At 43.3% G+C, this 23,116-nt stretch carries 17 protein-coding genes, 9 tRNA genes, 2 rRNA genes and 2 pseudogenes; 25 read left to right on the forward strand and 5 right to left on the reverse strand.

The window, feature by feature from the left end; all coding sequences use genetic code 11:
* Positions 1-14: 14 nt before the first annotated feature.
* The 12 genes from BQ4305_RS03620 to rocF all read left to right on the forward strand — a co-directional run bounded on the left by BQ4305_RS03620 (position 15) and on the right by rocF (position 5,124).
* A 23S ribosomal RNA gene (locus tag BQ4305_RS03620) occupies positions 15-2,948 on the forward strand.
* A gap of 112 nt (positions 2,949-3,060) precedes the next feature.
* Positions 3,061-3,176, forward strand: a 5S ribosomal RNA gene (gene rrf / locus BQ4305_RS03625).
* Positions 3,177-3,217: 41 nt separating this feature from the next.
* Positions 3,218-3,292 (forward strand) — tRNA-Asn (locus BQ4305_RS03630).
* A 1-nt stretch (position 3,293) separates the two neighbouring features.
* Positions 3,294-3,366 (forward strand) — tRNA-Thr (locus BQ4305_RS03635).
* Between the two features lie 28 nt (positions 3,367-3,394).
* Positions 3,395-3,469 (forward strand) — tRNA-Glu (locus tag BQ4305_RS03640).
* 9 nt (positions 3,470-3,478) lie between these two features.
* A tRNA-Val gene (locus tag BQ4305_RS03645) sits at positions 3,479-3,554 on the forward strand.
* 5 nt (positions 3,555-3,559) lie between these two features.
* A tRNA-Thr gene (locus tag BQ4305_RS03650) sits at positions 3,560-3,635 on the forward strand.
* Between the two features lie 19 nt (positions 3,636-3,654).
* Positions 3,655-3,738: transfer RNA gene (locus tag BQ4305_RS03655), tRNA-Tyr, on the forward strand.
* A gap of 80 nt (positions 3,739-3,818) precedes the next feature.
* Positions 3,819-3,893 (forward strand) — tRNA-Gln (locus BQ4305_RS03660).
* Between the two features lie 5 nt (positions 3,894-3,898).
* Positions 3,899-3,970 (forward strand) — tRNA-Gly (locus BQ4305_RS03665).
* Positions 3,971-3,992: 22 nt separating this feature from the next.
* Positions 3,993-4,068: transfer RNA gene (locus BQ4305_RS03670), tRNA-Ala, on the forward strand.
* Positions 4,069-4,221: 153 nt separating this feature from the next.
* The gene (gene rocF, locus BQ4305_RS03675) at positions 4,222-5,124 is read left to right on the forward strand and encodes an arginase (RefSeq protein ID WP_110926522.1); all 903 of its coding nucleotides are present in this window, start codon (positions 4,222-4,224) and stop codon (positions 5,122-5,124) included.
* 60 nt (positions 5,125-5,184) lie between these two features.
* Here rocF and BQ4305_RS03680 read toward each other — a convergent pair whose 3' ends face one another.
* Positions 5,185-5,343 carry an aspartyl-phosphate phosphatase Spo0E family protein gene (locus BQ4305_RS03680; protein WP_110926523.1) on the reverse strand — a complete coding sequence of 53 codons (159 nt, stop codon included), beginning with the start codon at positions 5,341-5,343 and terminating at the stop codon, positions 5,185-5,187.
* 172 nt (positions 5,344-5,515) lie between these two features.
* On the opposite strand from BQ4305_RS03680, the gene sigW reads away from it, so the two are divergent.
* The 6 genes from sigW to glmS all read left to right on the forward strand — a co-directional run bounded on the left by sigW (position 5,516) and on the right by glmS (position 12,724).
* Positions 5,516-6,079 (forward strand): RNA polymerase sigma factor SigW, encoded by a 564-nt coding sequence (gene sigW / locus BQ4305_RS03685; protein ID WP_110926524.1) that lies wholly within the window; start codon positions 5,516-5,518, stop codon positions 6,077-6,079.
* A gap of 10 nt (positions 6,080-6,089) precedes the next feature.
* On the forward strand, positions 6,090-6,710 hold the full coding sequence (locus tag BQ4305_RS03690; protein ID WP_407640132.1) for a zf-HC2 domain-containing protein: 621 nt from the start codon (positions 6,090-6,092) through the stop codon (positions 6,708-6,710).
* A 146-nt stretch (positions 6,711-6,856) separates the two neighbouring features.
* Entirely contained in the window at positions 6,857-7,684 is an 828-nt protein-coding gene (gene cdaA / locus BQ4305_RS03695; RefSeq protein WP_110926526.1) for a diadenylate cyclase CdaA, read from the forward strand.
* Entirely contained in the window at positions 7,677-9,026 is a 1,350-nt protein-coding gene (locus tag BQ4305_RS03700; protein ID WP_110926527.1) for a CdaR family protein, read from the forward strand. The genes cdaA and BQ4305_RS03700 overlap by 8 nt, the downstream gene beginning before the upstream one ends.
* A gap of 56 nt (positions 9,027-9,082) precedes the next feature.
* On the forward strand, positions 9,083-10,435 hold the full coding sequence (glmM, locus tag BQ4305_RS03705; protein WP_110926528.1) for a phosphoglucosamine mutase: 1,353 nt from the start codon (positions 9,083-9,085) through the stop codon (positions 10,433-10,435).
* Positions 10,436-10,921: 486 nt separating this feature from the next.
* Positions 10,922-12,724, forward strand: coding sequence for a glutamine--fructose-6-phosphate transaminase (isomerizing) (gene glmS, locus BQ4305_RS03710; RefSeq protein ID WP_110926529.1), 1,803 nt, complete (start codon positions 10,922-10,924; stop codon positions 12,722-12,724).
* Positions 12,725-14,009: 1,285 nt separating this feature from the next.
* Here the strand turns inward: glmS and BQ4305_RS03715 are convergent.
* The 4 genes and pseudogenes from BQ4305_RS03715 to BQ4305_RS03730 all read right to left on the reverse strand — a co-directional run bounded on the left by BQ4305_RS03715 (position 14,010) and on the right by BQ4305_RS03730 (position 15,960).
* Positions 14,010-14,160 (reverse strand): annotated as a pseudogene (locus tag BQ4305_RS03715) (helix-turn-helix domain-containing protein).
* 10 nt (positions 14,161-14,170) lie between these two features.
* Positions 14,171-14,642, reverse strand: a pseudogene (locus BQ4305_RS03720) (DUF2975 domain-containing protein).
* Positions 14,643-14,658: 16 nt separating this feature from the next.
* Complete coding sequence (locus tag BQ4305_RS03725; RefSeq protein WP_110926530.1) at positions 14,659-15,129, reverse strand: DUF2975 domain-containing protein; 471 nt, start codon at positions 15,127-15,129, stop codon at positions 14,659-14,661.
* 396 nt (positions 15,130-15,525) lie between these two features.
* Entirely contained in the window at positions 15,526-15,960 is a 435-nt protein-coding gene (locus BQ4305_RS03730; protein WP_110926531.1) for an Rrf2 family transcriptional regulator, read from the reverse strand.
* 203 nt (positions 15,961-16,163) lie between these two features.
* Here BQ4305_RS03730 and BQ4305_RS03735 point away from each other — a divergent pair, with 203 nt between their 5' ends.
* The 7 genes from BQ4305_RS03735 (at position 16,164) to ltrA (ending at position 23,069) form a co-directional block, all read left to right on the forward strand.
* Positions 16,164-17,036: an SDR family oxidoreductase gene (locus BQ4305_RS03735; protein ID WP_110926532.1), complete on the forward strand. Its 873-nt coding sequence runs from the start codon at positions 16,164-16,166 to the stop codon at positions 17,034-17,036.
* A 429-nt stretch (positions 17,037-17,465) separates the two neighbouring features.
* On the forward strand, positions 17,466-17,726 hold the full coding sequence (locus tag BQ4305_RS03740) for a hypothetical protein (RefSeq protein WP_110926533.1): 261 nt from the start codon (positions 17,466-17,468) through the stop codon (positions 17,724-17,726).
* A gap of 113 nt (positions 17,727-17,839) precedes the next feature.
* Positions 17,840-18,037, forward strand: coding sequence for a hypothetical protein (locus BQ4305_RS03745; protein WP_110926534.1), 198 nt, complete (start codon positions 17,840-17,842; stop codon positions 18,035-18,037).
* A 390-nt stretch (positions 18,038-18,427) separates the two neighbouring features.
* Positions 18,428-19,906 (forward strand): aldehyde dehydrogenase family protein, encoded by a 1,479-nt coding sequence (locus BQ4305_RS03750; RefSeq protein ID WP_110926535.1) that lies wholly within the window; start codon positions 18,428-18,430, stop codon positions 19,904-19,906.
* Positions 19,907-20,003: 97 nt separating this feature from the next.
* The gene (locus tag BQ4305_RS03755; RefSeq protein ID WP_110926536.1) at positions 20,004-21,215 is read left to right on the forward strand and encodes an MFS transporter; all 1,212 of its coding nucleotides are present in this window, start codon (positions 20,004-20,006) and stop codon (positions 21,213-21,215) included.
* 265 nt (positions 21,216-21,480) lie between these two features.
* Positions 21,481-21,651 carry a hypothetical protein gene (locus BQ4305_RS21255; protein WP_199880500.1) on the forward strand — a complete coding sequence of 57 codons (171 nt, stop codon included), beginning with the start codon at positions 21,481-21,483 and terminating at the stop codon, positions 21,649-21,651.
* Positions 21,652-21,809: 158 nt separating this feature from the next.
* Positions 21,810-23,069 carry a group II intron reverse transcriptase/maturase gene (gene ltrA, locus BQ4305_RS03765; RefSeq protein ID WP_110926134.1) on the forward strand — a complete coding sequence of 420 codons (1,260 nt, stop codon included), beginning with the start codon at positions 21,810-21,812 and terminating at the stop codon, positions 23,067-23,069.
* Positions 23,070-23,116: the final 47 nt, after the last annotated feature.

Consider the following 23,116-nt stretch of genomic DNA (forward strand, 5'->3'; position numbering starts at 1 on the left):
AAACAAACCAACATGGTTAAGTTAGAAAGGGCGCACGGTGAATGCCTTGGCACTAGGAGCCGATGAAGGACGGGACTAACACCGATATGCTTCGGGGAGCTGTAAGTAAGCTTTGATCCGGAGATTTCCGAATGGGGGAACCCACTGTTCGTAATGGAACAGTATCCTTACCTGAATTCATAGGGTATGGAAGGTAGACCCGGGGAACTGAAACATCTAAGTACCCGGAGGAAGAGAAAGCAAACGCGATTTCCTGAGTAGCGGCGAGCGAAACGGAAGATAGCCCAAACCAAGAGGCTTGCCTCTTGGGGTTGTAGGACACTCTATACGGAGTTACAAAGGAACGAAGTAAGTGAAGCGACCTGGAAAGGTCCGTCAGAGAAGGTAAAAACCCTGTAGCTGAAACTTCGTTCCCTCCAGAGTGGATCCTGAGTACGGCGGGACACGAGAAATCCCGTCGGAAGCTGGGAGGACCATCTCCCAAGGCTAAATACTCCCTAGTGACCGATAGTGAACCAGTACCGTGAGGGAAAGGTGAAAAGCACCCCGGAAGGGGAGTGAAAGAGAACCTGAAACCGTGTGCCTACAAGTAGTCAGAGCCCGTTCATGGGTAATGGCGTGCCTTTTGTAGAATGAACCGGCGAGTTACGATTTCATGCAAGGTTAAGTTGATGAGACGGAGCCGCAGCGAAAGCGAGTCTGAATAGGGCGTTTTGAGTATGAGGTCGTAGACCCGAAACCAGGTGATCTACCCATGTCCAGGGTGAAGTTCAGGTAACACTGAATGGAGGCCCGAACCCACGCACGTTGAAAAGTGCGGGGATGAGGTGTGGGTAGCGGAGAAATTCCAATCGAACCTGGAGATAGCTGGTTCTCTCCGAAATAGCTTTAGGGCTAGCCTCGAGTTTGAGAGTATTGGAGGTAGAGCACTGATTGGACTAGGGGCCCCTATCGGGTTACCGAATTCAGTCAAACTCCGAATGCCAAATACTTATACTCGGGAGTCAGACTGCGAGTGATAAGATCCGTAGTCAAAAGGGAAACAGCCCAGACCACCAGCTAAGGTCCCCAAGTTTATGTTAAGTGGAAAAGGATGTGGGGTTGCTTAGACAACCAGGATGTTGGCTTAGAAGCAGCCACCATTTAAAGAGTGCGTAATAGCTCACTGGTCGAGTGACCCCGCGCCGAAAATGTACCGGGGCTAAACATAACACCGAAGCTGTGGATGGACATCTCAGATGTCCGTGGTAGGAGAGCGTTCTAAGGGCGTTGAAGTCAGACCGGAAGGACTGGTGGAGCGCTTAGAAGTGAGAATGCCGGTATGAGTAGCGAAAGAAGGGTGAGAATCCCTTCCACCGAATGCCTAAGGTTTCCTGAGGAAGGCTCGTCCGCTCAGGGTTAGTCGGGACCTAAGCCGAGGCCGAAAGGCGTAGGCGATGGATAACAGGTTGATATTCCTGTACCACCAAGCATCGTTTGAATGATGGGGGGACGCAGGAGGATAGGGTAAGCGCGCTGTTGGATATGCGCGTCCAAGCAGTTAGGCTGGAAACGAGGCAAATCCCGTTTCCGTGAAGGCTGAGCTGTGATGGCGAGGGAAATAAAGTACCGAAGTTCCTGATTCCACACTGCCAAGAAAAGCCTCTAGTGAGATGTTAGGTGCCCGTACCGCAAACCGACACAGGTAGGCGAGGAGAGAATCCTAAGGTGTGCGAGAGAACTCTCGTTAAGGAACTCGGCAAAATGACCCCGTAACTTCGGGAGAAGGGGTGCTTTTTAGGGTGAATAGCCCGGAAAAGCCGCAGTGAATAGGCCCAGGCGACTGTTTAGCAAAAACACAGGTCTCTGCGAAGCCGCAAGGCGAAGTATAGGGGCTGACACCTGCCCGGTGCTGGAAGGTTAAGGGGAGAGGTTAGCGCAAGCGAAGCTTTGAACCGAAGCCCCAGTAAACGGCGGCCGTAACTATAACGGTCCTAAGGTAGCGAAATTCCTTGTCGGGTAAGTTCCGACCCGCACGAAAGGTGTAACGATCTGGGCACTGTCTCAACGAGAGACTCGGTGAAATTATAGTACCTGTGAAGATGCAGGTTACCCGCGACAGGACGGAAAGACCCCGTGGAGCTTTACTGCAGCCTGATATTGAATTTTGGTACAGCTTGTACAGGATAGGTAGGAGCCTGTGAAGCCGGAGCGCCAGCTTCGGCGGAGGCGTTGGTGGGATACTACCCTGGCTGTATTGAAATTCTAACCCGCGCCCCTTATCGGGGCGGGAGACAGTGTCAGGCGGGCAGTTTGACTGGGGCGGTCGCCTCCTAAAATGTAACGGAGGCGCCCAAAGGTTCCCTCAGAATGGTTGGAAATCATTCGCAGAGTGTAAAGGCACAAGGGAGCTTGACTGCGAGACCTACAAGTCGAGCAGGGACGAAAGTCGGGCTTAGTGATCCGGTGGTTCCGCATGGAAGGGCCATCGCTCAACGGATAAAAGCTACCCCGGGGATAACAGGCTTATCTCCCCCAAGAGTCCACATCGACGGGGAGGTTTGGCACCTCGATGTCGGCTCATCGCATCCTGGGGCTGTAGTCGGTCCCAAGGGTTGGGCTGTTCGCCCATTAAAGCGGTACGCGAGCTGGGTTCAGAACGTCGTGAGACAGTTCGGTCCCTATCCGTCGTGGGCGCAGGAAATTTGAGAGGAGCTGTCCTTAGTACGAGAGGACCGGGATGGACGCACCGCTGGTGTACCAGTTGTTCTGCCAAGAGCATCGCTGGGTAGCTACGTGCGGACGGGATAAGTGCTGAAAGCATCTAAGCATGAAGCCCCCCTCAAGATGAGATTTCCCATAGCGCAAGCTAGTAAGACCCCTGAAAGATGATCAGGTTGATAGGTCAGAGGTGGAAGCGTGGTGACACGTGGAGCTGACTGATACTAATCGGTCGAGGACTTAACCACATTGCTTGAAATAATTCTTGCCTTCCCATTATCTAGTTTTGAAGGAATGAAAAATTCTTCTTGCATAATTTCTGAAACGGCATTATAATAATAAATGTCTGTAAAAGAACTGTTTGGTGGCGATAGCGAAGAGGTCACACCCGTTCCCATGCCGAACACGGAAGTTAAGCTCTTCAGCGCCGATGGTAGTTGGGGGTTTCCCCCTGTGAGAGTAGGACGCTGCCAAGCAGAACATTTTAAATTAAGAGTTTTAGGAAACATTATATTATTCCGCAGTAGCTCAGTGGTAGAGCATTCGGCTGTTAACCGAACGGTCGTAGGTTCGAGTCCTACCTGCGGAGCCATGCTTCCATAGCTCAGCAGGTAGAGCACTTCCATGGTAAGGAAGAGGTCAGCGGTTCGAGCCCGCTTGGGAGCTTACCTGATCGAAACAGAAATTATATTCTGGCCCCTTGGTCAAGCGGTTAAGACACCGCCCTTTCACGGCGGTAACACGGGTTCGAATCCCGTAGGGGTCACCATTTAAATTTGGAGGATTAGCTCAGCTGGGAGAGCATCTGCCTTACAAGCAGAGGGTCGGCGGTTCGATCCCGTCATCCTCCACCATATATGCCGGTGTAGCTCAACTGGTAGAGCAACTGACTTGTAATCAGTAGGTTGGGGGTTCAAGTCCTCTTGCCGGCACCACGTTTTCTTTTATATTTGCGGAGGGGTAGCGAAGTGGCTAAACGCGGCGGACTGTAAATCCGCTCCTTCGGGTTCGGCAGTTCGAATCTGCCCCCCTCCACCATGTTTTTAATAAGTGGACTGGTTATATTATCCTTTAAGAAGGAAGATATGATTACCGCTATTTTTTATTTCTCATAATATTGGGCTATAGCCAAGCGGTAAGGCAGCGGATTTTGATTCCGTCACGCGAAGGTTCGAATCCTTCTAGCCCAGCCATACTTGCGGAAGTAGTTCAGTGGTAGAATACAACCTTGCCAAGGTTGGGGTCGCGGGTTCGAATCCCGTCTTCCGCTCTACTTCTTTATTTATATGATTGGGGCCTTAGCTCAGCTGGGAGAGCGCCTGCTTTGCACGCAGGAGGTCAGCGGTTCGATCCCGCTAGGCTCCACCATTAACTACATACACCAACATTTCGTCTTAAGCTGTACAGCTTAAGACTTTTTTATGTTTTTGAACTGTAAAATAATGAATAAACATACAAAATTTTGATCAGTTGAACCATATTTCCATTCAGGGCTACAATAAGGAAAAGGGGGATGAGGGTATGGCTTTGAAAAAAATCTCGATTATCGGGCTTCCGATGGATTTAGGACAGACCAGACGGGGTGTGGATATGGGTCCGAGCGCAATCCGTTACGCCGGTATTGTGGAAAGGCTGGAAGGCCTCGATTATAAGGTACATGATTTAGGGGATATTGTAATTGGCAGAGAAAAGGTGATAACTGATCCTGAATCGAATCTTAAGAACCTGCAGCTTGTGACAAAAGGGAATCAGTTGTTGGCAGAAAAAGTAGATGAAATTATAAAAAATAACGCCTTTCCTTTGGTGCTGGGAGGAGATCATTCTATTGCCATCGGTACATTGGCCGGAATAGCGGGGCATTATGAGAAGTTAGGAGTAATCTGGTTTGATGCACATGGGGACCTGAATACAGAGGACACCTCACCTTCGGGAAATATTCATGGTATGCCGCTTGCTGTCAGTTTAGGAATTGGACACCCCGATTTAGTGAATTTGAAAGGGTACGCACCTAAGGTCAAGCCGGAGAACATTGTAATAGTAGGAGCGCGGTCTTTGGATGAAGGTGAGAAGGAGCTCATTCACAGGCAGGGGATGAAAGTGTTTACGATGCATGAAATTGACAGGCTTGGTATGGCAAAGGTGATGGAGGAATGCATTCATTATTTAAAAGAAAAGACGGATGGCGTTCATCTTTCACTGGATTTGGACGGGCTTGATCCGACAGATGCACCGGGAGTAGGTACGCCGGTAAATGGCGGAATAAGCTACAGGGAAAGTCATCTGGCGATGGAAATGCTGGCTGAGTCAGGAATTGTCACTTCAGCGGAATTTGTCGAGGTTAATCCGATTTTGGATGAATGCAACAAAACGGCCATTGTGGCGGTAGCACTGATGGGCTCCTTATTGGGAGAAAAATTGCTGTAGTTCGGATAAAAATATAGAATATTCAATTAATATGCTGAAAAACAGTAACCGTATGTCAGGTTACTGTTTTTGTGTCATATGGAAATATTGCATAAGAAGGCCATCCAATTTATTGCTGACTTCGACAACTTTATGGTCCACCATAGAAGAACGGCCGGCTAATTTTATCATCTTTGCTCTATAATCCTCGATATGGCTTAACAGTTGTTCCGCTGTCACCCTGATCACCCTTTCTCCGGTTTACAATTTATTACTTTTTCTACCCAAATTATTTTTTTTAAAACACACTTTACAAAATTTTGTTAAACTAAATTTAATAAACTTTATGAAACCTTTCAGCTTGCGATTCCGTAGTTATCGTATAGCCGCTTGAGCGGGGGTAAAAAAGAAAATGGATGCACTTATCAAAGAGAGAATAGATCAAGTTATAAAGGGAGACCAGAATGCCTTCGGGGAGATTGTAGAACTGTACAAGGATCAGGTATACCAAATTTGCTATCGAATGATCGGGAACAGGCATGAAGCTGAAGATTTGGCCCAGGAGGCCTTTGTCAGAGCTTATGTGAATATCAGGAGCTTTAATATCCAGCTTAAGTTTTCGACATGGCTGTACCGGATTGCGACGAATCTATGTATCGACAGAATCCGAAAGAAAAAGCCGGATTACTATCTGGATGCGGAAGTAAAGGGGACGGACGGGCTCAATATGTATTCACAAATTCCGTCAGAGAATACCCTGCCCGAGGAAGAAGTAGAATCCTTGGAGCTTCAAGAAACGATTCAAAAGGAGATCATGAAACTGCCAGAGAAGTATCGTTCTGTGATTGTCCTAAAATATATGGAAGAATTGCCGCTAAAAGAGATCAGTGACATCTTGAATTTACCGGTCGGCACTGTAAAGACAAGAATACATCGCGGCAGGGAAGCTTTGCGAAAGCAGCTACGACATATTTGAAGAAAAGGTGATTAATATGCATGAAGATTTCATTGAATATATGCATGATTATTTGGATGACGACATTAGTGAAGAACATCGCATGCTCCTGAAGGATCATCTGCTTGGTTGTGAGGGCTGCCGTGAATATTTTCATGAGATGAAAAAAGCGGTGGCTTTGGTTCAAAGCACTTCGCATGTGAAGGCTCCGGAAGGCTTCACTGCTAATGTGTTAGCCAAGCTGCCTAAAGAGAATAAGAAGGCCGGGGCGCGGCGCTGGTTCAAGAATCACCCCTTGATGACAGCGGCTGCCGTTTTTCTTCTTTTAATGACAGGATCGGTTTTCTCCACTTATAATCAGGAAGATCATTTTTCTGTTTCGAAGCAGCCAAACCTTGTAGTCGAAGGAGAGACCGTCATTGTCCCTGAGCATGAAACGGTAAAAGGGGATGTTGTTGTGAGAAACGGGGACATCCGGATTGAAGGGAAAGTCGAAGGGGACGTTACGGTCATCAATGGGCATGAGTATACAGCGTCTGCAGGAAGTGTGACCGGAAATATCAAGGAAATTGACCAGGCTTTCGAATGGATGTGGTTTAAGATCAAGAATACTGCCCAGTCTGTCGTTTCGGACGGCGAAAAAGACAAGTAAAACAGGTTTGCGGGAAAAAGCTGGATGGTGATTTTGCCTCTGGCTTTTTTCGCGAACTTGTTTTAGATGTATCAGTTGAAAAATGGTATACTATAAAAGTTACTATTTCAACTTGCTTTTGAGCATTACCGACTGGAGGAAACAAAATGTCATTATCCAATTTTGATTTCTGGGATTATGTTGTCAGTACAATTGATATTCTCCTTGTTTGGTTCCTTGTATATAAATTATTGGTCATTATTCGAGGCACAAAAGCCATTCAATTAATAAAAGGAATTTTCGTTATTGTACTTGTAAAAGCCTTGAGTACCCTGCTTGGGTTTAATACCCTAGGCTGGCTGACACAGCAGGTCATTGACTGGGGGGTACTGGCCATCTTGATCATTTTTCAGCCTGAGCTGAGAAGAGCCCTGGAGCAGCTGGGACGGGGTAAGTTATTTTCAAGAAGCAATGTTCAGGAAGAAAATGAACAGGAACGGCTTGTGGAAGCCATTTCCAAAGCCGCAGCATATATGGCTAAACGGAGGATTGGCGCCCTGATTTCCATTGAAAAGGAAACAGAGCTGGATGATTACATAGAAACGGGCATACCGCTTGGCTCGCATATATCATCTGAATTGCTCATCAATATTTTTATCCCAAATACGCCGCTGCACGATGGAGCGGTCATTTTGAAAAATAATCAGGTTGCTGCCGCAGCCTGCTATCTGCCATTATCAGAGAGCCCTTTTATCTCGAAGGAGCTGGGTACAAGGCACCGTGCAGCTATTGGTATGAGTGAAGTTACCGACAGCCTGACGATTGTTGTCTCTGAAGAAACGGGCGGCATCTCTGTTACGAAGAACGGCGAGCTGTTCCGTGACTTAAAGCAGGAGTCCTTCCAGGAACTCCTTACGAAAGAACTTGTGGTAGATACGTTGAAGCCTGCTTCCTCAGGAATCTGGAATTGGAAGGGGAAGAAAAACAATGGATAAATTCACGAATTCGATATGGTTTACAAGGATTGTATCTTTTGCATTGGCTGCCCTTTTATTCATTTCGGTGAATTTTGAAATGGAGGCAGACAAGAAGTCCATGGGCTTATCGACAGCGCCTGAATATGATACTGAAACGATAGAAAATGTGCCTGTTGAAGTGTATTATGACCGGGAAAACCTCGTTGTGTCGGGTGTTCCGGATACGGTGGATGTCACTTTGAGCGGGGCGAAAAGCCTGTTAATCGCAGCGAAAAATCAGCGTGAGTTTAAAGTGTATTTGGATTTATCCGACCCGGAGATTACCATGGGAACAAGGACAGTATCCTATAAAATCAGCGGCCTGAATGAGAAGCTTAAGGCAACCATTGAGCCGGAATCCGCCAATGTCGATGTGCAGGAGCGGGTGACAAAAGAGTTTAGTGTCGAGCCTGAATATAATAAAGCGCTGCTTGAAGATGGTTATATAGCGGAGAACCCTACAGTGGACCCGCAGACGGTCAAAATTACGGGAGCAAAAGACGTGATTGACCAGATTTCATATGTAAAAGCCACTATTGGACTGGACAGCGGTGTTGAGGATTCAGTAAATGGAGAGGCGACAGTGCGGGCATTGGACCGGGATTTGAATAAACTGGATGTAACCATCGAACCGGCAAAAGTTCAAGTTGGTCTAAAGATAAGCATTCCTTCTAAATCTGTTTCCTTATCTGCCTCTCCAACCGGGAAACCCAAAGATGGGCTGAAAATCAAGAGTATAAATATTGATCCGGGCAGTGTGACGCTTTTTGGGAGTGAATCCGTGCTGGATGATATCGAGGGAATCGATGTGCCGGTGGATGTGAGCAAAGTCGATGGGGATACGGATATGGAAGTAGATATCCCACAGCCGGATAAGGTTCGAAGAATGTCGGTCCAAAAGTTGAAAGTGACCGTTTTGACAGAAAAACCGGCAAAAGATACACCGGAGGAAGAAAAGACAGAAACAGAGACAGAAACCGAAACATCAGCCCCGAAGAAGGAAGAAGAGCCTGAAGAGGAAACCGAAACAGCAGCTTCCGTTCAATCAAAGACTTTCGAAGGCATACCTATTAAGGCTGTTGGAATACAGAATGACCAAGAGGTTCAAATCGAACCTGAGACGGTCAATGTGACTTTAACGGGAAAAGAAGAGGATATGGAGAAGGTTTCGAAGAGTGATATTTCGCTTACGGTGGATGCAAGCGAACTTGATGAAGGAACCCATACGGTGGAGATTTCAGTAAACTCACCTGAAAATACAGAATGGGAGTTATCAGCCGATCAAGCAGAAGTGACCATCGAGAAGAAAGAAGAATCGTAAGGAAAACGTGTAAATATCATTTCCAGAAACCAGCTGAAGAAGGAGAGATAGATAAAATGGGTAAATATTTTGGAACTGACGGTGTAAGAGGTGTAGCCAATAGTGAGCTTACACCCGAATTGGCATTTAAGCTTGGCCGTTTTGGCGGATATGTGCTAACAAGAAATACAGAAAAGCCAAAAATATTAATTGGCCGCGATACAAGAATTTCCGGACATATGCTGGAAGGCGCTCTCGTGGCGGGCCTATTATCCATCGGTGCCGAAGTCATGCGCCTCGGTGTTATTTCTACCCCGGGTGTAGCTTATTTAACGAAGGCATTAAGTGCAGAGGCAGGCGTCATGATTTCCGCTTCCCATAATCCTGTAGCAGATAATGGCATCAAGTTCTTTGGCCCGGATGGATTTAAGCTGTCAGATGCCCAAGAAGCAGAGATTGAAATCCTGCTTGACCGGGAAAAGGATGAACTTCCGCGTCCTGTAGGAAGCGGTTTAGGCCATGTAAATGATTACTTTGAAGGCGGACAGAAATATCTTCAATATTTGAAGCAGACTGTTGATGAAGAGTTTACTGGCATTCATATTGCTTTGGACTGCGCACATGGGGCGACTTCTTCACTGGCTACTCATCTATTTGCGGATCTGGATGCAGATGTATCCACAATGGGCGCTCAGCCGGACGGACTGAATATTAATGAAGGCGTCGGTTCCACTCATCCGGAAGCGCTGGCAGCATTTGTGAAGGAAAAAGAAGCGGATGTCGGTCTTGCTTTTGACGGTGACGGTGACCGGATCATTGCAATTGATGAAAATGGCAATATTGTTGACGGGGACCAGATCATGTATATCTGCGCTAAGCATATGATGGAAAATAACCGCCTGAAAAAGGGGACGGTCGTTTCTACAGTCATGAGCAACCTTGGCTTTTACAAGGGTCTGGAAGCATATGGCATTCAAAGTGTCCCAACCGCAGTCGGAGACCGCTATGTGGTCGAGGAAATGAAAAAGAACGGCTATAATTTAGGCGGAGAACAGTCCGGCCACATTATTTTCATGGATTATATTACAACTGGCGACGGACTTCTTTCCGGCCTGCAGTTAATTAATATTATGAGTGAAACGAAGAAACCATTATCAGAGCTTGCAGCTGAGATGAAGAAATACCCGCAAAAGCTTGTGAATGTAAGGGTAACCGATAAGCACGGTGTAACGGAGAATGAGAAGATTAAAGCGGTCATCGACGAGGTGGAAGCAGAAATGAACGGTAACGGCAGAATTCTTGTCCGTCCGTCCGGAACAGAGCCTCTTGTTCGGGTTATGGCAGAAGCGCCTACTGAAGAGGAATGTGTCAGCTATGTGAATCGGATTGTGGAAACCGTTAAAGCAGAGATGGGATTAGCGGCTGAATAAAGCCTATATACATGCATAAGGGACACGATTTTGTCTCTTATGCATATTTTTATATCAGGGACTTTTTTATGGAAATAAAGGCTGGAATAAAAGATTGACTCACCGATAAGAATAGGGTATGCTTAACCAGACTTCTGATCCTTTTGTAAATAATAGGATAATTCAAGGAGGAGAAAGGTGGATCGAAGGAAGAGAAATCATGATTGAAAAGCGCCTGGACTAAATCTCGGACGGTAGCAGATTTAGTTGACGAGGAGGAGGTTTATCGAATTTTCGGCGGATGCCTCCCGGCTGAACGTGTACAGCCGCAACAATTCTGTCCTTAAAACAGCTGGGCAACCAGCTGCACAAAGGGATGGAAATACACACATAAAAATGAAAACCCGAAAGAATAGTGTATTCGGGAAACTAAAAGAAGAGACGAGGGGGCAGGAGTGTGCCCCTGCGCCATTCCTGTTCTCTCCCTCGGTTTGGAGGAACAGTATTATGTGTGGAATAGTTGGTTATATCGGTCTTGAAGATTCAAAGGAAATCTTGCTTAAAGGCCTTGAAAAATTAGAATATAGAGGATATGATTCTGCCGGTATCGCTGTGCAAAATAAAGAAGGCATTACTGTCTTTAAGGAGAAAGGCCGTATTGCCGATCTTCGCAATGTGGTGAATATGGATGTAATGGCGACTACAGGAATTGGCCATACACGCTGGGCAACCCATGGCGTGCCAAGCCATGATAACGCGCATCCTCACCAAAGCACATCCGGGCGTTTCACGCTCGTGCATAACGGTGTCATTGAAAACTATGCCATTTTAAAAAGGGAATATCTGAGTGATGCGGTATTCAAAAGTGAAACAGATACAGAAGTTATCGTTCAGTTAATCGAGAAGTTTTCTAACGAAGGCATGGATACAGAGGAAGCCTTCCGCCATACTTTGACCCTTTTGAAAGGTTCATATGCCCTTTCTCTTCTTGATAAAGAAAACACGGAAGTTATTTTTGTTGCGAAAAATAAAAGCCCGCTCTTAATCGGAGTAGGTTCAGACTTTAATGTTGTCGCATCTGATGCGATGGCTATGCTTCAAGTTACGGATCAATTCCTTGAACTGATGGATAAGGAAATGGTGATCGTAACGCAGGATAAAGTAACCATCAAAACATTGGACGGAGAAGAAGTTTTCCGTGCGCCTTATACAGCTGAGCTTGATGCAAGTGATATCGAAAAAGGCACATATCCGCACTACATGCTTAAGGAAATCGACGAGCAGCCTGCGGTTATGCGTAAAATCATTCAGGCTTACCAAAATGAAGAAGGCAAGCTTGCCATTGATTTCAATATATCTGAGGCTGTCAGCGAGGCAGACCGGATTTATATTGTAGCCTGCGGAACTAGCTACCATGCCGGATTAATCGGTAAGCAGTTCATCGAAAAAATGGCGAAAATCCCAGTAGAAGTGCATGTGGCTTCAGAATTCACGTATAACATGCCACTATTGTCTGAGAAACCTTTGTTCATCTTCCTGTCTCAAAGCGGGGAAACAGCAGACAGCCGCGCTGTGCTTGTAGCCGTGAAAGAGCTTGGACATAAAGCATTAACGATCACAAACGTACCGGGATCCACATTATCCCGTGAAGCGGACCATACTTTGCTTCTGCATGCCGGTCCTGAAATCGCTGTAGCTTCTACAAAAGCATACACAGCTCAGGTAGCAGTTCTTGCGATTTTGGCAAATGTTGTGGCGAACTTCCGCAATCTGACTGTCGATTTGGACCTGATTAAAGAATTGGGAATCGTGGCAAACGCAATGGAAACATTAGTCGATGCAAAAGAAGAAATGGAAGAAATCGCAACAGAATACATGTCTGTTACACGCAACTGCTTCTTCATCGGCCGTTCCATGGACTACTATGTAGGCTTGGAAGGCGCTTTGAAGCTGAAAGAGATTTCTTATATTCAAGCGGAAGGATTTGCCGGCGGCGAATTGAAGCATGGTACAATTGCTTTGATCGAAGAAGGCACTCCTGTGGTTGCTTTGGCTACGCAAGAGGGCGTTAACCTAAGCATCCGCGGTAACGTGAAGGAAGTGGCTGCCCGCGGCGCTCATCCATGTGTCATTTCTATGAAAGGCCTGGAAGAAGAAGATGACCGTTATGTGATTCCAGCCGTTCATGAATTGCTGTCACCGCTTGTTTCTGTCGTACCATTCCAGCTTATTGCGTACTATGCTGCCCTTCACCGCGACTGCGATGTTGATAAGCCGCGTAACCTTGCAAAAAGTGTTACAGTTGAGTAAGAAGGAATAACGGTTAATTACCAATGATATTAAATGACAAAAAAGTCGAGAACTGACTTTGGGTTTTCCTAGTGTGACTCTTTATACGGATAAAAGTCATTGACAATATTCAAATAAGTTGCATTAAAAAAATATCATTACAACATCAGGATCCAAACTTAACTAGTTTGGATCCTTTTTTAGGAAGGAATAATAACAGTTTATGCATACTAATTATGTAAATAACTTAATTGAGACAATAAAAAATATGAGTGAGAATGATTATGCTTTTTTTGAAAAGACTTCTTATGAGTACCTATCTCCTGTCTCTTTCCTATATCCCTGCCTCTTTCCTCTTCCCCAAGCTAAAAAGTCGGTACCTACTGCTAAATAGTTGGTATCCAGAGCGGAAGGAAGAGAGAGGAAAAAAGAGTAGGTAAACAATATGTATTTAATCAATAATCAATCAAAATTCGAGGCTGGATCCAATACGGGTCCAGTCTTTTTCTTATGCCAAATATCTGTTCAATCCCTTGTCCAATCAGGGTTTCAGTCGTTTTCCCAATCCGTAAACCCGTAGGATTTTCAATCTCTATTCAGTATGTTTCCTAACTGTAACGCCGCCTCAAATCACTACAATGTCAGTCTTTTCTCTTGATTCTTCTCTCCATTATCGGTAGCCAACTCATTACATTATCTGAATATTCTATGCAAGCCAGAAGGCTGATTTCGGGTCATTTTCGGGAAGAACTTAATAACATAATGGAGGGAAGAAAAAAGGCAAGATAAAAGGGATTGGTCTTAGAGCTGCAAGGGTTTGACGAGAGTGAGAGGGAGGGAAGAACTAAAAGGCAGGGTAATAGTACCATATTAATATTTAAGGACTCAACTAGAGAAGTTTCTTAATAAAAAGACAATCAAGATTTCATTTCAAAATCTTAATTCTTATTTATATGCTTTGGAACAAATGAGGATCAGAGGCGCTTCTTTATGCCCGAAAAGATAAACAAGGATTAAACTGGAGAGATTTATTTTTGAGATGAACCACAAATGTGGCTTTACACGGGACTTTAAATGGGAAATATAACAGATGTTAATTAAAATTCAAGCCCTCTGTCTCATAAAGTTAACTCCCGACAAAAAGAAAAAGATATTGATTGAGCATTACAGAAATTAATTAAAAGTTGGCAAATACGTTATTAAGGGCTATATATTACATTAAAAATATTAGTGGACTTCCTTACTGTTTGTCCGCTTCATCGCTTTTATACTCCATAACATCACCTGGCTGACAATCCAAAGTCTTTCATATCGCTTTTAGTGTTGAAAAACGACCGCTTTGGCTTTACCATCATAATGGAAATATTATCCATACTAATCCCAGCCCTCTCCGAAAGTTCCGTTACGCTCATTTTTCGTTTTGCTAATATCACATCAATATTAATAATAATTGCCATATCCTCCACCTCAAATCGTTAAATCATTTTCTGACTTTATATTAATTGCTTCTTGTAGAAGCCGTTGGAGGATAGCAGCAAAAACGGCGATAACCAACGCAGCAAAAATGATGATGAGTCCTACTGATCCAATAGGGGGGTCTATTTTCTTCGCTATAAAATGAAACAGTGGCAAACCTAATACATACAAACCACTGATCGTAATCGCACAGTACTTTATTTTCTTTAACGCCTTTACAGATAAATCTGAGAACGCTGTCTTCTTGTCAATGTACCGTAAAAGGAGGAAAGCCTGATCGAGAGCAAAGTAAAAAGGCACAGCTGCTCTGTACGTCACGAGGAAAACGAGATATTTCATATAAACAATATCTGTCTCCGGCAAAATTACCGAACTTGGGCACTAAAAATATACATAACGCAAGAATTGCAATTCCCATGAGAATAACCACTAATTTTAAAAACAATGTGGCTGAATTTTTCATTTATAAAACCTCTTTTTTATTTTTTATCTAAGGAATTTTTTAATGGCTTTTGGAGTACGTCCATAATGGCTGCAATAATACTTGTTGCCATTATGGCTATTAGACTTAGTGAAATTGGACCTGCTGCATCATCACCTGTAACTTTAGCAAGCACCATTAAGCTTGCTATTCCTAACAGAATAAGAAAAATAACAGTAAAAGCACATTTCTTTATGACCTTTAAAGGTTTAAGTGATAACTCGGAGATAGCGTTGTTCTTTTCGATATAGGTCAATAGTTTAAATGCTTGGTACAGCGCAACAGAAAACGTAATACAGAATCCATATGCACATACTAAAAAGGGGATTAGGAAATATGCTGTTTCTGGGTGTGCCTTTCCATCTTTAATCGCTATCCCAGGAAGAAAGATACATAAAGTTAACATTGCGATTCCAATTAGAAAAATAATTACTTTTAAGAAAGTGGTTGAACCTTTTTTAACACTCATTTAAAGCACCTCACTGATTTAATAATAAAATGAATTTAACACACGGCTTATCGTTTTACAATAAATTATTATTGTTTTTTATTATATTATTGTTGTTATTAGATGAAAGTCGGTGTGCAGGTGCTACCTTTTTGCTATCCATTTTCATTAGACTGCAAAAGTTGAACGAACTTGTAGTTAGTAGCTGTTTTAAGTGCATAGCAAAGAAGTCGGGACAATATGGATGCGATTTTCATGCTATGGTGTTCTGATTGTAATGAGCAATCATTAATGTGTCTGAACGTACATGCTCCTCATCCGTGAATCACAGAATATTGATTTCTCCAAATTGCGGCTCATTTTCTCATTGGATTCAGAAGAACAAAGAGAAAAGACATCCCTTTTGGAATGCCTTTTTTAACAGATATTTTCTTTAGTAGCAATATCCTTCACAACATCTTCTAAAGTAACATTTCTTAAAACTTTTTCCATTGCCAATTGTGCTGCTGTGAATAATGGTTCAATTGTATTCTGGATGTTTCTGCCTACGGGACATTCAGGATGAGGATTTTCATGTATGCTAAACAATTCTTTCTCCTGTACAACATTCACTGCCTTATAAACGTCGAACAGTGTGATATCAGATAATTCCTTTGCGAGTTTAGCCCCTGCAATACCTGGATGTACCTCTATCAAATCAGCTTTTTTTAGCATTCCCATTAGTTTTCTTATCACGGCCGGGTTCGTGTTAACACTTGAAGCTAAAAATTCAGAAGATGTTACTCCTTCTTTATTTAATTCAATTAGAGTCAATATATGAATTCCCACAGCGAATCGGCTGCTGATAGACATGTTCAGTCACCGCCCCTATTAACTATTCCGTTATTTAATTTTATTTCTTCATCATGTAATTAATTTGATTACAAGTTTATTATATCAAATGATGATCAAAATAATAAATAGTATTTTACATGTTGACAAATTGATCACATGTAACTAAAATAAATACAAGTAATCATTATTGTTACAAGTGTAAATCGAATGGAGGAATAAAAATGAAAATATTAGTAACAGGAGCAACAGGGAAATTAGGTTCAAAGGTTGTAGAATCATTATTAAAATCTTTACCTGCAAGTGAGCTGGCAGTGAGTGTTCGAAATCCAGAGAAAGCAGAAGGACTTCGTGCTCGCGGAGTAGAAGTTCGTCAAGGAGATTTTGACCATCCAGAAACATTAGATAATGCTTTTAAAGGGATTGATCGCTTATTAATTATTTCTGCAGACGGTGATAATGAAACAAGAATTCGTCAACATACTAATGCTGTCCAAGCAGCTGAGCGTGCAGGGGTAAAATTTATTGCTTACACAAGTTTAGCAAATGCAACAGAAAGCAAAAATTTAATGGCTCCGCCTCATGTTTCGACAGAAGCAGCCATCATTAAAACGGGTATCCCATATTCTTTCTTGCGTAACAATTGGTATTTGGAAAATGAAATTGGAAGCATTCAAGGTGCTATGGCAGGAGCTCCATGGGTAACTTCTGCAGGAGAAGGTAAAGTAGGCTGGGCACTGCAACAAGATTACGCAGATGCAGCGGCAGCGGTTCTTATTGGAAACGGTCACGAAAATACAGTGTATGAACTTTCTGGTCCTCTTTTATCTCAAGAAGAATTGGTATCTGCTCTTGGTAATGTATTGGGTAAAGAAGTACCTGTACAACAAGTTAATGACGGAAAATATGCTGATATCATGAAAGGCTTAGGTTTACCTGATTTTGTGATTCCGATTGTAGTAGGAATTCAAGAAAGCATTCGGAATGGTTCACTAGAAGTTGAAAGCAATGACTTTGAGAAAGTTCTTGGTCGTCCAGTTACGCCAATCAACGAAGCACTGACCCAACTTGTTAATGCAATTTCACAAACAAAATAAAATTAACTTGAAGAGGCTGGGGGCATAACTAAAATGCCCATCTCTAAATACGAATATTTTGGGTTGAAAAAAGTCCTTTAATAGAAAAAACCGAACTAATTCAACATTCTAAATTGTAGAATATTGAATCGCAGTTCGGATTTTTTTCTTTGGCTAAAATATTTTTGTCCTTGCCCTCTTTTTGCTGAATTATGCAGTTTTGAATGCTGTCTATAGAAGAATGAATATCTGAATCCTGCTGTTCCTGCTTTTGTTCAACGGTAAAACCAATAAATGCCTAATCGCCCTTTCTCCTAAAGGGGGATTTTTCTCCCATGAACTTTTGAGTGATTGAGAGTATTGCCATATTTTGATGAAATTTCAAGATGGGAGAGGATCGAATGAGTGATCTGTATGCGCTGATTGGCTGTGCGGGAGCAGTCATCCACTTTGATCTGCTATCGCGACAGGTTTGCAAAACTCATCAAGATGCAAAAAGTGGGTCTTTTCGTATCATATGCTGGGATTTCTCTGGCGGCTGGATTGTCAATTTATTATGGCGGGGCGATGCTGGCTGATAATATAGAAAATGGATTATTCCTTGGAATCATTCGAGTTACAGCAGTCATCCTTATTTTGTGGCTTGCTATAACTGTTTTAAATCGTCTGGCGCACAAAATTACAAAGGGAGTTTTCCCGGATACCAGATAAAAAGAGAGAGGCCAGGCGTTTCTGCAAGGGGCGGAGACGCCTTTTCTACCGTTCTAATTTTTATTAGTATTGTACGCTTTGCTTCTGCATTCAAATCAAATGGAGCCGGTGAGATGTATCCGGATGTGTCCCTTTCCATTCAGGACCGTTCATCTATTAAAGTGTTTGAGAACGCGATAAAAACAGCTGTTAAGCAGAAAACAGATATCAATGGAGAGAAACCCGATTATGATGTCAGGCAGCCTACTCATGCGATCCATTTATGGCTTGGAGAGGAAGGAGAAGAAAGCTCTGATGTATATGGTTGGTGAAGGGGAGATGTATGTTACTTCCTCTAAAGTGACCAATCAATTGACGGGGGTTATTGCTTTCGAAATAATTATTATTATCAAAAAAAGGTACTGCGGGCGTGTTGAGACTCCAGGGAAAATGCCCCCTTTATCCTGATTTTATAAGGATGGTTCCTGATATATTTAAAAGTTTTAGAATGCGTGAGCAAGTTAATTGCTTAAATGGTTTTTCTGGGCGATAATAAATATACTTTTTATAATAGAAAATATAAAAAGTAAGGGGATTTGGGGTTAATAAAGAATAAATAAATGAAAACATTTAGCATAATCCATGTATGGACATTTTGTTTGTTGTAAGGACAAATCCCTGAGATGCACGATCAAAATCTCAAGCACAAAAGGAGAATACCTATGTCAAACAACCCAGTAGTCATTAAAGCCATTATCAATGGTGAGAAAATAAATACAGAAAAGCAAGAACCTAGGGAAAACCCTGCGCGTCCAAGTGAAATTGTCGGGTATGCGCCAGTCAATACACGTGAGGAAGCAATCCGTGCCATTGACTCTGCAGACAGCGTGTTTGCAAGTTGGTCCAAGACATCTATCGAGGAACGAATGGAACGCATGAGAAAAGCGATTCAAAAAATTAAAGAGGCTGCACCGGAGATTGCTGAGCTTCTGTCAAAAGAGCATGGTAAAGCATTGTATGATTCACAAGGGGAAATCGGTGTTTCCTTGGCATGGATGGAGTATGCCTGCGATAATGCTTTGGAAGTATTAAGCGATGAAGTGAAAGAGCATGACAACGGAAAAACAATCATTGCGAGAGACGCTCTGGGAGTTGTATCCGCGATTACTCCTTGGAATTATCCATTGTCTCTGTCTACAATCAAAATTGCTCCGGCCTTATTGGCAGGGAACACGATGGTATTGAAGCCAAGTCCGTTGGCGCCTTTAGCGGTAAGCAAGGTAGTGGAAATCATTGCTGATGAATTCCCGAACGGCGTTCTTAACCTGGTTCACGGTGCAAGTGATGTGGGCGTGGAATTAACATCTAATCCAAAAGTAGCGAAAATTGCCTTTACCGGCGGAACTGAAACAGCAAAACATATTATGAAAGCTGCCGCTGATACAATTAAAAATATGACACTTGAATTGGGCGGAAACGATGCAGCGCTGATTTTGAAAGATTTTGATGTGAATGATGAAAGAGCGATGCGCCGTCTAGTCATCTCCAACTTCTTAACAGGCGGACAAATCTGCATGATTGCAAAACGTGTCTATGTGGACCGAGAAATCTATGATCAATTTGTTCCTAAATATATTGAAGCAGCAAACAAATGGATCCGTGTAGGAGACCCATTCAATAAAGATGTAACGATTGGACCTGTAAATAATAAGAGACAGGCTGATTATGTACAAAGCTTGATTGACGATGCACAAAGCAAAGGTGCTGAAGTGATTAAACTTGGTAAAGTATTGGATGAGGATTTGTTTAACGAAGGATACTTCTTGCAGCCGACACTTGTTTTGGGCGCTGATTATCAAGACCGCATCGTAGTCGAAGAGCAATTTGGACCAACTTTAGCAATCTTGCCGTTTGACAATGATGAGCATGCGATTGAATTAGCCAATGACAGCATTTATGGTCTTACTAGCTCCGTATGGGGAGAAGAAAAGCATGCTGTGGAAGTAGCGAAGCATATCCAGGCTGGTACAACGATGATTAATACAGCAGCTGTTCAGGGATTGAATGTACAATTCCCATTTGGCGGTGTGAAACAGTCAGGAATTGGCCGTGAATACGGTAAAGAAGGCCTTCTTGCTTATACGGATACACATGTTATCAATATTCCTGTCAACAAAGAGCTTGCTTATATCCCAGAATAAAGGAAATGAAAAAATAAAATAGAACTTTAAAGGATTAGATAACCTGATAAAATGATTAGGTTATCTAATTTTTTTGAGAGAAAGAGTGTGAACGAGAGTGGAGAAGAGCAAGTTATGGACCAAGGACTTTTTAAGTATCTCTTTGGCCAGTTTTTTTATTTTTCTGATCTTTTATATGCTGACGGTGACCCTGCCGATTTATGTGTCTGAACAGCTTGAGGGGAATGCTCAGGATATCGGTCTTGCTGTCACCGCATTTGTGGTGGCGGCTATTATACTGCGTCCTTTTGCGGGCAGGTGGCTGTCTTCCATGGGACAAAGGAAGATTTTATTAATAGGCGCGGCCATCTTTTTATTGGGCTCGTTCTTATATTTTAGTGCAGATTCTATTGTGATGTTATTGCTCGTCAGAATTCTGCACGGGGTTGGCTTTGGGATTGCCACTACAGCCACAGGAGGAATTGTGGCGACTGTTATCCCGAAGGAACGGAGCGGAGAAGGAATGGGCTATTACGCGACCTTCATGAACCTTGCGATGGTCATTGGTCCGTTCTTAGGTCTTTCTGTCATTCATTCTTTAGGCTCTGATACTTTGTTTATCCTGTGTGCCGTCTTTTCGGTATTCGCTTTGGGATGTTCGCTATTGCTGAAAGTTCCTGAAAAGAAAATGGAAAGGGCGAGCGCGAATTCGTCAAAAGAAAAAATGAAGCTGTCCGATCTCTTTGAAAGAAAGACGATTCCGATTGCATTTGTCGCTTTTGCCTTATCGATTGCTTATTCAGGCGTGCTTTCCTTTATTTCTGTTTATGCGGTTGAGCTGGACCTTGTGAAGACAGCGAGCTATTTCTTTGTTGTGTATGCCGTGTTTTTGTTATCGTCCAGACCTTTTACAGGAAGATGGTTTGACCGGCATGGGGCGAATCGGGTCATCTATCCATGTATTCTGATATTCGCAGCAGGCATCTGGGTGCTGAGCCAGGCAAGTTCAGGATGGATGCTTCTGTTATCAGGAGGACTGATTGGGCTTGGCTTCGGAACCCTTTTATCCAGCCTGCAGTCTGTTGCGATTCAGGCTGCTCCGCCTAAGCGAAGCGGCACAGCCACTGCCACTTTCTTTGTTCTGTTTGATGCAGGGTTTGCCCTTGGCTCGTTCCTATTAGGTAAGCTTGCTACGTATATGAGCTATTCAGCGATTTATCTGGCGTGCTCGGTTCTCGCATTCTTATCGATTGGCCTTTATTATCTGCTTTACGGAAGAAAGGCCGGCAAAAAGAATCATGAGGCATTGTCTGCCAAAAAAGCCGTATAAAAAAGGCCGTAAATCCCGGTGTGGGTTTACGGCTTTTTCTGTGTGCGCCCGGCATGGGTGCAGTCTATAGGGTGAGAGTCCCGAACCATGAAGGCAGTAGTAATGGTTAGCTTAACGCAAGGGTGTCTGTGGTGACGCAGAATCTGAAGGAAGCGAGCGGCAAACCTCCGGTCTGAGGAACACGAACTTCATATAAGGCTAGGTACCATTGGATGAGTTTGCACAACAAAACGAAGTCCTTACTGCCGAAGGTGGTACAGAGTAAATGAAGCAGATAGATGGAGGGAAAGACTGTACTCTTACCCGGGGAGGTCTGATTGGAACGCCAAGTTCCCTTGGTAACCTATCCAGCGATGGACAGCTGAACAATCAGAAGTCAGCCGAGGTCATAGTACCATTCCAACTCGAGATGGAATGGGAAGGACTGAACTATTAGGAAGAACGAGAACTAGGCATATAATTCCTGTATAGAAGCAGACAATCCGAAAGGACTTACTTGAAGGAGGAAGTGGTGAATTCCACAGGGGACTTCATGAGGGTGGAGCAGGAATAACATAATTAGATTTCTACGTTCACGTCGAAAGGAAATATCACATGTTAATGGATCTGATTCTGTCACGGGAAAACTTAATAGAAGCACTTAAACGTGTGGAGAAGAACAAAGGGAGTCACGGCATAGATGGAATGTCCGTAAAATCCCTACGAAGACATCTCTATGAGAACTGGGAAACTCTTTGTGATTCATTAAGGGAAGGTACCTATCAACCTAACCCAGTCCGTCGAGTCGAAATCCCGAAACCGAACGGTGGAGTAAGATTACTAGGAATACCTACCGTGACAGACCGGTTCATTCAACAGGCTATCGCCCAAGTTCTAACCCCACTTCTTGACCCAACCTTCTCAGAACATAGTTATGGGTTTAGACCAAATAGAAGAGGTCATGATGCGGTTCGTAAAGCAAGGGAATATATAAGTGAAGGTTATAGATGGGTGATTGACATGGACTTGGAGAAATTCTTTGATAGAGTCAATCATGATAAGTTAATGGGGATATTAGCAAGTAGAATCCAAGACCGGCTGGTCTTGAAACTTATACGGAAATATCTCCAAGCAGGAATTATGATGAATGGTGTAGTCTATGATGCAGAAGAAGGAACACCACAAGGAGGTCCACTGAGCCCCCTTCTTTCGAATATCCTTTTGGATAAACTTGATAAAGAGTTAGAAAGGAGAGGTCACAAGTTTGTCCGCTACGCCGATGATTGTAATATTTACATGAAATCGAAGAAAGCTGGAGAACGAGTGATGAACTCAATTACATGCTTTATTGAGCAGAAATTAAAGCTCAAAGTAAATAGAGAAAAGTCAGCAGTTGATCGCCCGTGGAAACGAAAGTTTCTTGGCTTTAGCTTTACGGTCAATAAGAAACCGAAGGTTCGAATAGCCAATGAAAGTATTAAAAGGTTTAAGGCTAAAATACGGGAGTTAACCTCCCGTTCTAAACAAATTCCTATGGAAGTTAGAATCGAGAAACTAAATCAATATCTAACGGGATGGTGTGGATATTTTGCATTGGCTGATACACCAAGTAAATTTAAAGAATTTGATGAGTGGATTAGACGGAGACTCCGTATGCTTGAATGGAAACAATGGAAGAAACCGAGGACAAGAGTAAGAAAACTCAAAGGTCTAGGTGTCCCTGACCAAAAGGCATATGAATGGGGAAACTCCAGAAAGAAATATTGGAGAATAGCCTGTAGTCCAATCTTACACAAAACCCTCAATAACTTGTATTGGAGTCACCGAGGGTTGAAAAGTTTATATAATCGATATGAATTTCTGCGTCAAACTTAATGGAACCGCCGTATACCGAACGGTACGTACGGTGGTGTGAGAGGTCG

Source organism: Bacillus massiliglaciei (assembly GCF_900098925.1).
Taxonomy (GTDB): Bacteria; Bacillota; Bacilli; order Bacillales; family DSM-1321; genus Peribacillus; species Peribacillus massiliglaciei.